Consider the following 13,430-nt stretch of genomic DNA (forward strand, 5'->3'; position numbering starts at 1 on the left):
AGGAAACCTGCGCAGTTATAGGTGCGGATAATGTGGCTTTTACGTTAGAAGATGTGATCATAACGGCATATTGGCGCAGTTGGCTCAAACAGCGACTTATGGCGGTTGAAACTCTTTGAATAAGTCCGTATTTGCGTCTGCAAGATATTAATAGAACTCACAGCGATCACTTTACATCGCATGAGCTTATCAAACACGCAGAACGCGCGTGTTCAGGAACTTAAAATGACAAAGATTATCTTCGTATCTGCCGATGGTGCTTCACGCATTGAAGTTGAGGCTGATAACGGATCAAGTGTGATGGAAGCGGCTGTTCGCAATGGCGTGCCGGGGATTGATGCCGAATGCGGCGGTGCTTGTGCCTGCGCAACCTGTCACGTCTATATTGACGATGAATGGACAGAGGTTGTCGGCGGACCGGACGCTATGGAAGAAGACATGCTGGATTTCGCTTATGAGCCGCAGCCCAATTCGCGTCTTTCTTGTCAGGTCCGTGTAAGCGACGAGCTCAATGGTGTTGTGATCAGGGTGCCAGAACGCCAGAACTAAGAACGCATTATATAAAGATGCCGCTGAAATGTGTTGATGCACCTCAGCGGCATTTGTACTTTTCGGCTACTGAACCATCTTTTCGAGCTTATAGGTCAGCAAGCGTTCAAAGCGGCGCTCGAAGTTGATGGTTTCAACACGATCAAAGCGTTCCTGCTCTTTATCATGCGCTGCCATCAGCTTTTCCGTGACCTTATCAATGTCAGCGCGGAGCGTGACGCAATCTTTGCGGCTGCGTAGGGACCGTATTTCACGTTCCATTTCGCTCGCATGACTGCGGGCAATCACGATATGGCTTTCTTCGTGGCGGCGAATATCCTGATAAAGCGTATCCCAGATCAGTGCGATTTCTGGCTCAGCTTTGCGGCGCTGTTTCCAGCGCGGCAGCATGACCTTAGCGTGAACGTTCACATAAACATCCTGCACCTTGCAGGCTTGCTGACCTGTGGCACGACCATAACGAACTTTGGCATCAAAACGAATTTCGGCTGCACCCGGATGATGCTGGCCGGTTTTTTTCAGAAAAGGCCCGCTACGCGATAATGCTTTGTCGAGATCTTCCGCAGTCTTTCCGTTCACATTATAATAGCTAAAGGTACGGAAAATCGAAGCAGCCTGCGCCTGTGGAGCAATGACGGCAAAAGCTAGTCCCAATGCCAGAACTCGTTTTTTCAAAGACATGTTCCGGCACCTCTTCATAAACCAGAAAGAAAATTGCAAATTCATTGATGAGCAACATGGCATGCAATCGTCAAGAGAACTATAACGCATTCATAAAATGGCACACTCAGCAGAGCGTTCAGTCAGCAGCGTTAATAAACAATTGGAATATCATTGAATGATCAAACAATGGCAGCTCGCCCATGGCCGTAGCCTCCAATTGGGTTCAAAATCGGTCATCATGGGTATTTTGAACGTCACGCCGGATTCATTTTCCGATGGCGGTAAGCATATTGAGCTGGATAATGCGCTGGCAGCTGCAAAAGCGATGCTCGACGAAGGCGCTACGATAATCGACGTGGGCGGTGAATCAACCCGTCCGGGTGCGACAAATGTCGATGCAGAAACGGAAGCCGCACGCGTTGTGCCAATCATTCGTGCGCTGACCGAGCATTTTGGCTGCATCATTTCGATTGATACCTATCGCGCTTCAACAGCACTACTTGCGGTGGAAGCGGGCGCGCATATCGTCAATGATGTGTGGGGTCTGCAAAAAGAGCCGGAAATTGCAGCTGTTGCGAAAGATACAGGTGCTGGGATTGTCATCATGCATACAAGCCGTGACCGGGAAACCGATGCAGACGTGATTGCGGATCAGTTCGCCTTTCTGAACAAATCGCTCGAAATTGCGGGCAGGGCAGGCATCAACGCTTCTAATATCACGCTTGATCCGGGTTTCGGCTTTGGCAAAAGTCAGAATGAGGACATTGCGCTGATGGCGCACATGGAAGAATTGCAGCGTTTCGGTTATCCTCTGCTGATCGGAACATCGAGGAAGCGCTTTATCGGAGCGATGACAGGGCAGGCCGAGCCTTCGCAGCGCGATGTAGGGACTGCTGCAACTTCGTTAGCGCTGCGTTTGGCAGGTGCCGACATTTTCCGCGTTCATAATGTCGCGTTTAATAGAGACGCTCTTGCAGTTGCTGATGCTATCCTGCAAAGCAGAGCAAGTTCACAATAGGAAAAGAGCCGTGTACACTATCCGCATTATGAATTGCGCCTTCTTCGCGCATCACGGCGTCTTTGACGAAGAAAATAAGCTAGGACAGCGCTTCTATGTCGATGCAATACTCGATGTTGATGCGGGTTCATCCTTGGAAAACGACGATATTGAAGGCACTGTTCACTACGGCATCGCTTTCGCCGTCATTCAGGACATTATCACTGGCCGTCAGCGTTATCTGATCGAAACACTTGCGCTGGATGTCGGCAAAGCTTTGACTGAACGTTTCCCGCAGATCAAACGCGCCGAAATCACCATTCGTAAGCCAAATGCGCCGGTTCCTGGCGTGCTTGACCATGTTGAAGTCACGGTGGTTTATCCGCGCTGATGAGCAATGAATTGCCTTATCGCGCCTGGCTTGGGCTTGGCGGCAATATTGATGATCCTATTGCATCGATGGCGAAAGCCTTGAGGCTACTTGATACGCGTGACGATACGAACGTCATCGCCGTTTCAAACGTCTATCGCACACCGCCATGGGGCAAGACGGATCAGGCTTGGTTTCATAATGCCTGTGCGGAAATTGAAACCGTGCTTACACCGCTTCAATTGATTGAAATCTGTCTCGATGTGGAGCGTTCGCTCAAACGCGTGCGACTTGAGCGCTGGGGACCGCGTATCATTGATATTGATATTCTGGCGATGGAAACGAAGGCGGGCGAGGCGATCATCATGAATGACGCGACGCTTGAACTGCCGCATCCGCGCATTCAGGATCGGGCCTTCGTGCTGGTTCCACTCAATGATATTGCGTCGGAACTTGAAATCGCTGGTAAAAGCGTTTCCGAATGGAATGCTGTATGCACAAGCGCAGACATAGAAAAAGCCCGCACAGATGCGGGCTGGTGGCTTGAAGAATAAATAGCTTTAGTTTTTAGCGATACTGCCGACCGCGATATTATCAACGCGCTTGAGGCTCATGCCGATTACCGGGACGAGTTCTTTTTCAACGCGCACAGAAACCGTGACATTCATCGTGTTCTTATCGGCAACACGAGCAAGCATAGCGCCGTTCAGTTCTTTGCGGTTCAGCCCAAGAACGACCTTGTTGCCGGAAACCGTACCAGACGTAACGTTCAGGCCTTTGCCTTCTGCACCATCATTAAACTTACCGGAATAGGTTGAACCATCGCGTGTGATTGTTGCTTTCATCGCCTGCGAGAAAACACCAACGCGGCAGGTGCCATCAAGTGTCATGCCGACTGCGGCATCAGGCGTTGTACCAGCGAGATTGCAGACGAATTTGGTGCCTTTGTATTTACCGGCAACAATTTCACCCGGACCGGACCACTGTCCTTCGATTGTCTGGAAAAACTGTTCATCCTTATCTGCGGCCAGAGACGGCGCAACGAAAAGCGATGCGGGCAGAAGCGTGAGGCATGCAGCGATGGTGTTTTTCATAGTCAGCTCTGTCCCGGAATTTTTGCCTGAAGGGCACGCTTCCAATAGATGATTTGTAAACACGCCGCAACCAAATGGCAGAGCGTTTTATGGTGCAAGGATCGCAGATTCGAGCACCCTATATTCACGTCTTATAATCGTCGCGAATGGTTAACGCTTCGTTTTCATCGCCATTAAAGCTGACAGGTTTACCCAGAATAAAAAGCTATTTAGCCACGATCCTTTGGCTTTACAGCCTTATCGCCGTTTAAGCGAGCGATATCACCAATAAAGTCGCCAACACCGGGACGTTTCTCTGAATTAAACGGGAAGGGCCGAACCACATCCATAGCGGCAATGCCTATACGGGCAGTCATCAAGCCATTAACAACACCTTCGCCGAGTTTTGCCGAGAGGCGCGATGCAAGCCCATGACCGATCAGCTGTTGAATGACACTATCCCCCATGGCAATCGTGCCGGTGACGGCCAGATGCGCCACGACGCGTCTCGCGAGCTTAAGGAAACCAAGCGTTCCGGGGCGCCCACCATAAAGCTGTGACAGTCGGCGGATGAGACGCGCCGATTCAAAGATCACATAGCCAATATCAACAAGTGCGCGCGGGCTGATAGCTGTGACAATCGAAACACGCTTTGACGCATTGAGGATTAATGCACGTGCTTCACGGTCAAGCGGGCGCAGGATTTCAGTCTCGGCAAGACGAATGAGATTGCGACCATCAATGATCTCATCAGTCAGGCCATCAAGCATTTGCCGACCGCGTGCAGTTTCCGGCAAGCTTGCCGCGATTCCGCGCAACTCATCGACCGCTTTACGCGCAGCTGCCATATCATCGCGCTCAGCCGCATCAGCCGCATGCTTTCGCAAGTGCTGAACCGAAGCCAGTCGTCGAAGAGCCATCAACTCGCGCACAATAATTGCCACAAATGCTGCAAGCGCTACCATCGCCACGCCAAATGCGGCCCAACCCAACCAGTCAGCGCGGGAGAAGAGTGCCTGAATGAGGTCTTCAATCCAGATGCCAATGGCGAAGGACGCAAGAATAACCAGCGCACCAAATAAAACCTTGCTCAACGACCAGCGACTACGTGACGGCGCTTCAAAAGCCGGATCCAGAATCTCAAGCTCTGCAGCTTCTTCTTCACTCAGCGCAAAAACATCAACGTCTGGTACGACTTTTTCAAGATCGGTAACGGCGCGTGGGCGGCGAGGTGTTTCTGCCGCTGCAACCTTTTCCGCAGGTTGCTGAACAATAAAGGCCGCTGGTTTGCGTGGAGGCTGCTCACTCATGCCAGACGATCTCCAATCAAAAACTGCAATGCCCGATCAAGCCGGATATGCGGCAGCGAAAGCGTGATGCCTTCAGCCGTTCGCTCGAGACGTGGAGGGCGAAAACGAACAAAACGGATGGCAGGATCATCATTCGAAAGCGATGGCTCGAATATTACATTAGGGTTCTTTGGTAAATCACCGGGAAATATAGCCGTTTCTGTTTCACCATCAAAGATTTCACCGTCGATCCGCTCGCCTTTCAGCGGCGTTCCGATGATAACGGGCAGCGTATCTTTGCCTTCTTTAACAGTTGCTTCGCGAGTAGCGCGAACAGCGGCCATAGCAAGAACTTCAATGTCGGCCCCGGAAAAATCCGCCCGTTCAATGGCGCGTTCGACCAGACGGCGAACAATTGCTTGCAGACGGTCATGGCTTTCATGATGCAGGTGATCTGCCTTGGTGGCGGCCACCAGAATACGACCAATGCGGCGCTGAATAAGCCCCGTCAGCAGATTGGCACGGCCCGGACGGAAGCAGGAAAGAATATCGGTAATTGCGCGTTCGAGATCAGCAACCACCGCACCACCGGCATTCATGGCCTGCATTGCGTCAATCAGGATAATCTGGCGATCAAGCCTTGCAATATGCTCGCGGAAAAACGGCTTTACGACATGCGTTTTATAGGCTTCGTAACGGCGCTCCATCATTGCAGCCAGACTGCCGGTTTTGAAATCTTCCGGCTTCAGATCAGGCAATGGCGCGAATGTGAGGGCAGGTGAACCGTCCAGATCACCGGGCATCAGGAAGCGCCCCGGAGGAAGCGTCGATAATGCACGCTCATCGGCCTTACCGGCACGCAAATAGGCAGTAAAACTCTTAGCTAACCGCTGCGCCGTCAGTTCATCGGCATTATGCGAAGGCGTGATCGCGTGCGCGTCGGCAAGCCACGCAAGTGCCAGATCCTTGTGTGTTGGCTCATTGGCAAGGGCAAAGGAATCGGCACTGAACTCTCGATAAGTTTTGCCAAGCAGGGGCAGGTCGAGAAGCCATTCGCCCGGATAATCGACAATATCGACAGAAAGCCGTCCGGGTGAGAGCCAGCGCCCCCATGCCGATGCCGTTTCATATTCAATTGTCAGGCGAAGCTGCGATATCGCGCGCGTTGAATCCGGCCAGATCCGCTCATCAAGCAGCGCTGAAAGATGTTCTTCATATTGAAAACGTGGAACTGCATCGTCTGGCTGCGGCTCAAGCTGCGAGCGCGATATGCGCCCGGATTTATAAGCTTCGAACAGGGGCAAACGACCGCCATGCACCATATTGTGCACCAGAGCCGTGATGAAAACGGTTTTGCCCGCGCGGGACAGACCAGTGACACCAAGCCTTAGCGAAGGAGACATCAAGCCGGTCGCCCGATCTGTCAGCGTGTCGAGTGCGATCCGTGCTTCATCGCCGAAACTGGTCAGTTTTACCAATTGTGCCCTCGTAGAAATTACGTCCTGTCAAAGCCATAGATAGGAACTTATGAGGCATATCAACAAGGTGCCAGCAATATCGCTGTAATGCGCAGTCAGCGCGGGACAACAAAACTTTCAAGAAAACCCTGCTTCTGCGCAATCCCTGATAACGGTCCATCAAATTTGAATGTTGCGAGTGCAGCGGTGGGAAAACCTGCCTCAAGCCGCGCTATGCTTTGTGTATCTCCGTCGCCCGCAAGCGCTAGCGCGAGATCCTCAATGCTAGGATTATGCCCAACCAGCATTAATTGCTCTGACCCGGAGTTGTTCTTGATAGCCTGTAAATATTCAGCAGCCCCGCCGCTATAGATCGTCTGATCAATAATCGTTTCAACATCGATCTCAAGTCGTTCGACTAAACCGAATGCTGTTTCGCGAGTCCGGCAAGAGGCCGACAGCACAATCCTGTCCGGCAGTGAGCCGGATGATTTCATTACTTTTGCCAGTCCATCCAGTGAAGCTATGCCTTCTTCATCCAGTGATCTGTCAAAGTCCTTCATGGCGGGTTTTGGCCAGATTGCCTTGGCATGGCGAAGAAGAAACAGACGACTCATAGCGGACTCCCATAGGCATTTTGAGGAGGATCGAACACATTTCATGCCACAATTGCTTCAAAATAGGGATACGGATTTCAATTTCAGCCGCTTTTTCTATGAAAAGAATAAATATGCACAGGTAGTTTTGCTGCAATATTGGGCATAGCATTGATTGAGGATTGTCCTTATGCGGTAATTATGTTTCGTAAAAAGTTGCAAGACTGCCTATTTGAAGCGTTTTACAAAAAACAAAATCGAATAATTTAAATTTTTCATTTTAGTTGCTTATAATTTCATCATAATCACATAATTTTGATGAACTAAAAAATAGCAAGCAGCGTGTGTTTAATGTTGTGTCATTGATGTGATCGACTTATATACCGCACGCGTCTCCTAGATGTGGGGTAATTCAGAATGAGTGAATTGATCGACCTTGACTATAGGCCCACTGAAGACGAGCCGTTCATGAATGAACGGCAGAAGTCTTACTTCCGTGGAAAGCTTATTGCATGGAGGAATGATATTCTGCGCGAAGCGCGCGAAACTCTCGACGCGCTACAGCAGGAAAATGCAAACCACCCGGACCTGGCGGATAGGGCATCCTCCGAAACGGATCGGGCCATTGAACTTCGCGCTCGTGACAGACAGCGCAAACTGATTTCCAAAATCGATTCAGCCATTGGCCGTATTGACGAGGGGACCTACGGTTTTTGTGAGGAGACCGGCGATCCAATCAGTTTGAAACGGCTGGATGCACGACCAATCGCAACGCTTTCCATTGAAGCACAAGAGCGCCACGAGCGCCGCGAAAAGGTTTATCGCGACGATTGATTTATTTCAGTCGAACAGAAATTTATAAGGCTGCGTTTTCGCAGCCTTTTTTCTTTGCCTTATAACTCAAACAAAAAAGGGCGTCAGCATTTCTGCTGACGCCCTTTTTAGATTATGTATTTAATTAGAACTTACGGGTTTCATCGCTGGTGAGTTCACCGAGCAGTTTTTCCATTTCGTCTTCGATGCTGTCATCTGGCTTGCTGCCTCTAGGAGAAATATCGAGCGAACCAAGCAGCTCTTCTTCAAAAATATCTATTTCGAGCATTTCCGGTTCTTTATTGCCTGCAATATCGACACCATCTGTCGCAAGATCAGCCATGATGGCATCATGCAGTGCGCCGCCAATATCACCCAGATCATCTTCAAACTGTGGTTCAGGCTCTGAAGCAATCACGACAACAGGCTCTTCTTTTGCTGTTGCTACAATCGGCTCTGGTTCTGATCTAAACGCAGGCGCAATATCAGCAACTGGGCTCACTTCAGGTGCAACAGCCTGCGGGTTCGTCGTCTGTTCATTGGCTGGCGTGACATTACCAAGGTTGGCAGCTGCAACGCTTGCAGCTGCAGCAGCACTGGCCGCAGATGTAGAGCTCAAAACACCGCGCGATACCTGACTTAGCGGATAAGCCGGGTGCAAGCGAGGTGACTGCGGCTGCTCAGACGGATGCGCAGCTGGAAGAACTGTGCGCGGCTGCGGCGGATAATTAGGAGCTGGGCGAGGCGGCTGTGGACGCGCTGGAGCAGCGACCGCTGGTGCTTCAACTTTTTTCGGAGCCTGCGATGTAACTGGAGTTACAGGCGGTGCTACCGGCGGGCGTGGAGGTGCACGAAACTGCTGGGCTTCAGGAGCAATCTGTTGAACTGGCTCAGGTTTACGCTGGGCAACAGGCTCAATTGGAGAGTTGAGCTGAATGGCTTCGTCTTTTTCGACCACTTGAGCGACAGGCTGAGCAAGTGCTGGACGCTCCGCAATATCCGATGTGACACTGGCTTCATGCTGACGAAACCGCTCAATATGTTCCGGCTCAATACGCGAAGGCTGCAAACGTGGATTTGCTCGGGCTTCCATGACGATGTTTTGCTCAACGACAACATCGGTCGGGCCACCGATCAGCAAAAGATGCTCGACATCATCGCGGCGGATCAGAACCAGCTTACGGCGCCCGTCAACGGCTGCTGCATCCATGACTGAGAGCCGTGGCTGACGGCCTGTTCGACCGTTTGTGGAAAAACCACCGCCACTGAACCGCCGGATAATGCTCAGAACAACGAAAATTCCGCCAAGAATGATCGCAAAAATGAGGATAAAGCCGATAATGTTTGCAGCACTTTCCCCAACAAGACCGCTGAGCCATTCTTTCATGCGGGTAACCCTCTCATACTAAAACCAATAATGTCCGTGACGGAAACTACAATTCCCCGCGCTTCAAATCACAGGACAACACATTTCTCGTGCAACACTAATTCAATTTGTCTCACTTGGGAATGTTCCATCCATTTGGCTGAAACATATGATCCCCAGCCAAAACAGTGCAAAACACGCCATCTCACGCTGTTTTAAGGCCTGCAAGCTTGTGCTGTCAGGCGATTAACGCATTCTGCGAATCGTATATACCCTGCAATATGCGTCAAAATCTGGCAGAAGATATAAAGCTGGAAAACGAAGCAGGGAACGTGATTGGTTTTGCTTGATGAATAAGATAGCGCGTAAGCTGAAACAAACAGCAGCGGGACGATTTGCGGCCCTTGTAGTTCAGCTAAACAGCATGAAAGGGCAGTGGGCCTGATGTCGCGACCGACGGACAATAATTATCCGAAACCGCTCGTCATGCCGAAGCGTGGCTCAAGTTCAGCTTTACGGCTGCTCGTCATCGGCATTGTGCTGACGGTTGCGGCACTCGTCTATTTCGTGTTCCGCGATCAGCTTGGCGATGGGTTTGCTATCGTTCTGATGGGCATTCTGTCGATGATCGGCGTGTTCTATCTTTTTGGCGCTGCAACAGGTCTCATTGAGTTCAGTCAGCGTCATGGCGGGCGAGATCTTGAGCATCGTTTTATGGATACGATGCCAGAAGGCACTGTGATTTCGGATGCGCGCGGCCAAATTGTTTATGCAAATAATGCTTATGCCGGCATGACAGGTGTCGCTGCTGCTGATGGTGTGCGCTCGCTCGATAATATTCTCACAAGCGAGCCAGCTGCGTCCGACGCAATCTATCGCCTGACAAATGCGGTGCGCGATGGCCTATCCGCGCAAGAAGAAGTGCGCATTTCCGGCGGCCTTTCACGTGACAGCCACGGCTCTGCATCTCCGGTCTGGTATCGCATCAAAGCACGCCCTGTTGATGGCGGACAGGACTATAAAGGTCAGCTCGTCGCTTGGCAGATCGCAGACATTTCGGATGAACGCGCCGAACAGGAGCGCTTCTTTCAAGAATTACAGGAAGCAATTAATCATCTTGACCATGCGCCTGCAGGCTTTTTCTCAGCTGATCCTTCGGGCCGCATTATCTATCTGAATGCGACGCTTGCCGAATGGCTTGGCGTTGACCTGACGCAATTCACGCCGGGCTCGCTCACGTTGAAAGACATTGTTGCGGGCAGTGGCATGGCTCTTATTAAGGCCGTCAAAGCAGAGCCGGGCACCAGCCGCAACACCGTGATCGATCTTGATCTTATCAAGCGCAATGGTCAGAGCCTTGCTGTACGTTTTTATCACCGCGTACAGGCTGCCCGCGATGGTACGCGCGGCACAAGCCGGACCATCGTTTTGGATCGCGCAGAGGGCGAAGATTCGTCCGCCGCTCTTCGTTCCGCCGAAGTGCGCTTCACCCGCTTCTTCAACTCCGCTCCTATGGCCATTGCTGCCGTTGATGCCGAAGGCCATACGCTGCGCACCAATGCGCGTTTCCTCGATATTTTTGCACCTGTGGTTGATCGCGATGCCGTCGATAATCGTGTGAAACTCGAAAACGTTGTGCATGAACGCGATCGCGAAACCTTCAATAAGGCGCTTGCTGCAGCTTTCGCAGGTCAGGCAAGTATTTCGCCGGTTGATACAGTGCTTCCTGGCAACGAAGACCGCCATATCCGTTTTTATATGAGTGCTGTTACCGATCTTCGTGAAACCAGCGAAGAAGCGGCGATCATTTCTGCGGTGGAAACCACTGAGCAGAAAGCGCTCGAAAATCAGATGGCGCAAAGCCAGAAGATGCAGGCAGTTGGCCAGCTGGCTGGTGGTATCGCGCATGACTTCAACAACGTATTAACCGCGATCATCATGTCGTCGGACCTGTTGTTAAGCAATTACCGCGCTTCTGATCCGTCGTTCCCGGATGTCATGAACATCAAGCAGAATGCCAACCGTGCTGCATCACTCGTGCGGCAGTTGCTGGCATTCTCGCGCCGTCAGACACTTCGTCCAGAGGTTCTGGATCTGACCGATGTTCTGGCCGATCTGCGTATGCTGCTGGCGCGTCTGGTGGGCAAGGATATTAGTCTCAAGATCGAACATGGACGCGATGTCTGGCCAGTGAAGGCTGATCTTGGTCAGTTTGAGCAAGTCGCCGTCAATCTTGCTGTCAACGCACGTGATGCCATGCCAGATGGTGGCGAAATCACGCTACGCACACGCAATGTCAAAGCGTCGGAAGCGGCCAAGCTCAATTATCGTGAGCTACCTGAAGCCGATTACGTTGTCTTTGAAGTCGAAGACAGCGGAACTGGTATTCCTGCTGACGTTCTTGAAAAAATCTTCGAGCCGTTTTTCACCACAAAGGAAGTCGGCAAGGGCACTGGGCTTGGCTTGTCTATGGTCTATGGCATCATCAAGCAGACCGGCGGCTTCATCTACTGCGATTCCGAAGTTGGCAAAGGCACAACCTTCAAAATCTTCCTGCCGCGCCACGTTGAAGAACAGGGGGCAGACAATGCACCTGTAGCGGTCAAAGAAAAGAAGGTCGAAAAAGCAACCGACCTTTCTGGATCTGCAACTGTGCTTTTGGTTGAAGACGAAGATGCGGTGCGTATGGGCGGCGTGCGTGCATTGCAGTCGCGTGGCTACACCGTACATGAAGCGGCATCCGGCGTTGAAGCGCTTGAGGTTCTGGAAGAACTCAATGGTCAGGTGGACATTATTGTCTCGGATGTTGTGATGCCTGAAATGGATGGGCCAACTTTATTGCGCGAACTCCGCAAGACCCATCCAGACATCAAGTTCATCTTCGTTTCGGGTTACGCAGAAGACGCATTTGCACGCAATCTTCCAGCAGATGCCAAATTTGGCTTCCTGCCAAAACCTTTCTCTCTCAAACAGTTAGCAACTTCTGTTAAAGAAATGCTGGAGAAAGAAGATTGATGCCTGAATGCAGGGCAGAAAATCATGCGTAAGCGTGAAATCGCGATTTTCGGCGGCGGGCCAGCCGGGCTTTTTGCCGCCGAACATTTGTCGGCAATTGGGCACTCCGTCAGCGTTTACGAGCAAATGCCCACCGTCGGGCGCAAATTTATGCTTGCCGGAAAGTCCGGCCTCAACATCACCCATTCCGAAGATTTCGCACAATTTGCGCAGCGCTATGGTGCGAGTAATCGGCATCTCCGGTCTGCCTTAGAACACTTCACGCCGCAAAATTTGCGCGATTGGGCAGATGCGCTGGGTGCGCAAACCTTCGTCGGTTCATCCGGTCGCGTCTTTCCAAAAGCCATGAAAGCATCGCCGCTTTTACGCGCATGGATAAAGCGACTGGAAGCACAGGGTGTCAAAATTCTGACCCGCCATAAATGGACAGGTTTTGAGAATGGCAAGCTGATCATCGAAACGCCCTCAGGTATAGAAGCAATAACCTGTGACGCAGCACTGTTTGCCTTTGGCGGTGCTAGCTGGCCAAAGCTGGGCTCTAACGGTGCATGGATCGAACCATTCACCGAGCAGGGCATTTTGTCCGCTCCGATGCGTCCGGCCAATTGCGGCTTTGATGTAAATTGGAGCGATTTTTTCGCCGAGCGTTTCGCAGGCGAGCCGGTCAAGTCTGTGACCATCACCAGCGAGGCAGGTGTAACGCAGGGTGAATTCGTGATCACACGCGGCGGTGTGGAAGGCAGTCTTGTCTATGCGCATTCAAGCGCTTTGCGCGATGCGCTGCAACAAAATGGCCATGCAGACCTCATTCTTGATCTCGCGCCTGGGCGAAGCCTTGAACGGCTAACACATGATATTAACCGACAAGACAGCAAGCTAAGTATCAGTAATTTATTGCGAAAAGGCGCGGGGTTAACGGGCGTCAAGGCAGCTCTCATGTTGGAATTCCAGCGTGAGAAAGATACTGCCAAGCTGGCACAGACTATCAAGGCATTGAAAATTCCGCTCGTCCGTCCGCGTCCGATTGAAGAGGCGATATCCTCGGCAGGTGGGATAGAATGGCGAGAGCTCGACGAGCATTACATGCTTACCAAATTGCCTGGTGCGTTTGTCGCTGGCGAGATGATCGACTGGGAAGCACCAACTGGCGGCTATCTTCTGACCGCGTGTTTTGCAACGGGCTTAGCAGCAGCGAATGGCATAGATAACTGGCTCGCGAAAGGCAGTTAGTCACGTTAATAT

The 13,430-nt window shown here is 51.5% G+C and carries 13 protein-coding genes; 7 read left to right on the forward strand and 6 right to left on the reverse strand.

All coding sequences use genetic code 11. From position 1 onward, the window contains the following. The first annotated feature begins 225 nt into the window (after nucleotides 1-225). The gene (locus ACOZHT_RS11565; RefSeq protein WP_250040736.1) at nucleotides 226-549 is read left to right on the forward strand and encodes a 2Fe-2S iron-sulfur cluster-binding protein; all 324 of its coding nucleotides are present in this window, start codon (nucleotides 226-228) and stop codon (nucleotides 547-549) included. 66 nt (nucleotides 550-615) lie between these two features. Here ACOZHT_RS11565 and ACOZHT_RS11570 read toward each other — a convergent pair whose 3' ends face one another. After that, nucleotides 616-1,230, reverse strand: a complete 615-nt coding sequence (locus ACOZHT_RS11570; protein ID WP_339508750.1) for a DUF922 domain-containing Zn-dependent protease — start codon at nucleotides 1,228-1,230, stop codon at nucleotides 616-618. Nucleotides 1,231-1,387: 157 nt separating this feature from the next. Here ACOZHT_RS11570 and folP point away from each other — a divergent pair, with 157 nt between their 5' ends. From folP to folK, 3 genes are read left to right on the forward strand one after another with little or no spacing between them, the layout of a single operon-like run. Beyond that, on the forward strand, nucleotides 1,388-2,230 hold the full coding sequence (gene folP / locus ACOZHT_RS11575; RefSeq protein ID WP_421565786.1) for a dihydropteroate synthase: 843 nt from the start codon (nucleotides 1,388-1,390) through the stop codon (nucleotides 2,228-2,230). Nucleotides 2,231-2,240: 10 nt separating this feature from the next. Next, the gene (gene folB, locus ACOZHT_RS11580; protein WP_310010102.1) at nucleotides 2,241-2,600 is read left to right on the forward strand and encodes a dihydroneopterin aldolase; all 360 of its coding nucleotides are present in this window, start codon (nucleotides 2,241-2,243) and stop codon (nucleotides 2,598-2,600) included. Continuing rightward, nucleotides 2,600-3,133, forward strand: a complete 534-nt coding sequence (gene folK, locus ACOZHT_RS11585) for a 2-amino-4-hydroxy-6-hydroxymethyldihydropteridine diphosphokinase (RefSeq protein ID WP_339508752.1) — start codon at nucleotides 2,600-2,602, stop codon at nucleotides 3,131-3,133. The genes folB and folK overlap by 1 nt, the downstream gene beginning before the upstream one ends. Nucleotides 3,134-3,139: 6 nt before the next feature. Here the strand turns inward: folK and ACOZHT_RS11590 are convergent, their stop codons facing one another. The 4 genes from ACOZHT_RS11590 to ACOZHT_RS11605 form a co-directional block, all read right to left on the reverse strand. Continuing rightward, complete coding sequence (locus ACOZHT_RS11590; RefSeq protein ID WP_250040729.1) at nucleotides 3,140-3,673, reverse strand: hypothetical protein; 534 nt, start codon at nucleotides 3,671-3,673, stop codon at nucleotides 3,140-3,142. A gap of 209 nt (nucleotides 3,674-3,882) precedes the next feature. After that, nucleotides 3,883-4,962, reverse strand: a complete 1,080-nt coding sequence (locus tag ACOZHT_RS11595) for a YcjF family protein (protein WP_421565787.1) — start codon at nucleotides 4,960-4,962, stop codon at nucleotides 3,883-3,885. After that, the gene (locus ACOZHT_RS11600; protein WP_339508754.1) at nucleotides 4,959-6,419 is read right to left on the reverse strand and encodes a YcjX family protein; all 1,461 of its coding nucleotides are present in this window, start codon (nucleotides 6,417-6,419) and stop codon (nucleotides 4,959-4,961) included. Before ACOZHT_RS11600 ends, ACOZHT_RS11595 begins: the two co-directional genes overlap by 4 nt. Nucleotides 6,420-6,514: 95 nt before the next feature. Further along, a complete protein-coding gene (locus tag ACOZHT_RS11605; protein ID WP_339508755.1) occupies nucleotides 6,515-7,015 on the reverse strand; it encodes a histidine phosphatase family protein in 501 nt (166 codons plus the stop codon). A gap of 396 nt (nucleotides 7,016-7,411) precedes the next feature. On the opposite strand from ACOZHT_RS11605, the gene dksA reads away from it, so the two are divergent. Beyond that, nucleotides 7,412-7,828: an RNA polymerase-binding protein DksA gene (gene dksA, locus ACOZHT_RS11610; RefSeq protein WP_250040726.1), complete on the forward strand. Its 417-nt coding sequence runs from the start codon at nucleotides 7,412-7,414 to the stop codon at nucleotides 7,826-7,828. Between the two features lie 124 nt (nucleotides 7,829-7,952). Here the strand turns inward: dksA and ACOZHT_RS11615 are convergent, their stop codons facing one another. Next, the gene (locus tag ACOZHT_RS11615; protein ID WP_339508756.1) at nucleotides 7,953-9,194 is read right to left on the reverse strand and encodes a flagellar biosynthetic protein FliO; all 1,242 of its coding nucleotides are present in this window, start codon (nucleotides 9,192-9,194) and stop codon (nucleotides 7,953-7,955) included. A 423-nt stretch (nucleotides 9,195-9,617) separates the two neighbouring features. Between ACOZHT_RS11615 and cckA the strand changes: the two genes are divergently transcribed. Next, nucleotides 9,618-12,188 (forward strand): cell cycle histidine kinase CckA, encoded by a 2,571-nt coding sequence (cckA, locus tag ACOZHT_RS11620; RefSeq protein WP_339508757.1) that lies wholly within the window; start codon nucleotides 9,618-9,620, stop codon nucleotides 12,186-12,188. 24 nt (nucleotides 12,189-12,212) lie between these two features. Continuing rightward, the gene (locus ACOZHT_RS11625) at nucleotides 12,213-13,418 is read left to right on the forward strand and encodes a TIGR03862 family flavoprotein (RefSeq protein ID WP_421565788.1); all 1,206 of its coding nucleotides are present in this window, start codon (nucleotides 12,213-12,215) and stop codon (nucleotides 13,416-13,418) included. Nucleotides 13,419-13,430: the final 12 nt, after the last annotated feature.

The organism is Ochrobactrum sp. EDr1-4, from assembly GCF_049199085.1.
Classification (GTDB): Bacteria; Pseudomonadota; Alphaproteobacteria; order Rhizobiales; family Rhizobiaceae; genus Brucella.

Excerpts from the sequence above, each read along its gene's own strand:
- ACOZHT_RS11565 (WP_250040736.1), top strand. The coding sequence starts at position 226 with ATGACAAAGATTATCTTCGTATCTGCCGATGGTGCTTCACGCATTGAA.
- ACOZHT_RS11570 (WP_339508750.1), bottom strand. The coding sequence starts at position 1,230 with ATGTCTTTGAAAAAACGAGTTCTGGCATTGGGACTAGCTTTTGCCGTC.
- folP (WP_421565786.1), top strand. The coding sequence starts at position 1,388 with ATGATCAAACAATGGCAGCTCGCCCATGGCCGTAGCCTCCAATTGGGT.
- folK (WP_339508752.1), top strand. The coding sequence starts at position 2,600 with ATGAGCAATGAATTGCCTTATCGCGCCTGGCTTGGGCTTGGCGGCAAT.
- ACOZHT_RS11590 (WP_250040729.1), bottom strand. The coding sequence starts at position 3,673 with ATGAAAAACACCATCGCTGCATGCCTCACGCTTCTGCCCGCATCGCTT.
- ACOZHT_RS11595 (WP_421565787.1), bottom strand. The coding sequence starts at position 4,962 with ATGAGTGAGCAGCCTCCACGCAAACCAGCGGCCTTTATTGTTCAGCAA.
- ACOZHT_RS11605 (WP_339508755.1), bottom strand. The coding sequence starts at position 7,015 with ATGAGTCGTCTGTTTCTTCTTCGCCATGCCAAGGCAATCTGGCCAAAA.
- dksA (WP_250040726.1), top strand. The coding sequence starts at position 7,412 with ATGAGTGAATTGATCGACCTTGACTATAGGCCCACTGAAGACGAGCCG.
- ACOZHT_RS11615 (WP_339508756.1), bottom strand. The coding sequence starts at position 9,194 with ATGAAAGAATGGCTCAGCGGTCTTGTTGGGGAAAGTGCTGCAAACATT.
- cckA (WP_339508757.1), top strand. The coding sequence starts at position 9,618 with ATGTCGCGACCGACGGACAATAATTATCCGAAACCGCTCGTCATGCCG.
- ACOZHT_RS11625 (WP_421565788.1), top strand. The coding sequence starts at position 12,213 with ATGCGTAAGCGTGAAATCGCGATTTTCGGCGGCGGGCCAGCCGGGCTT.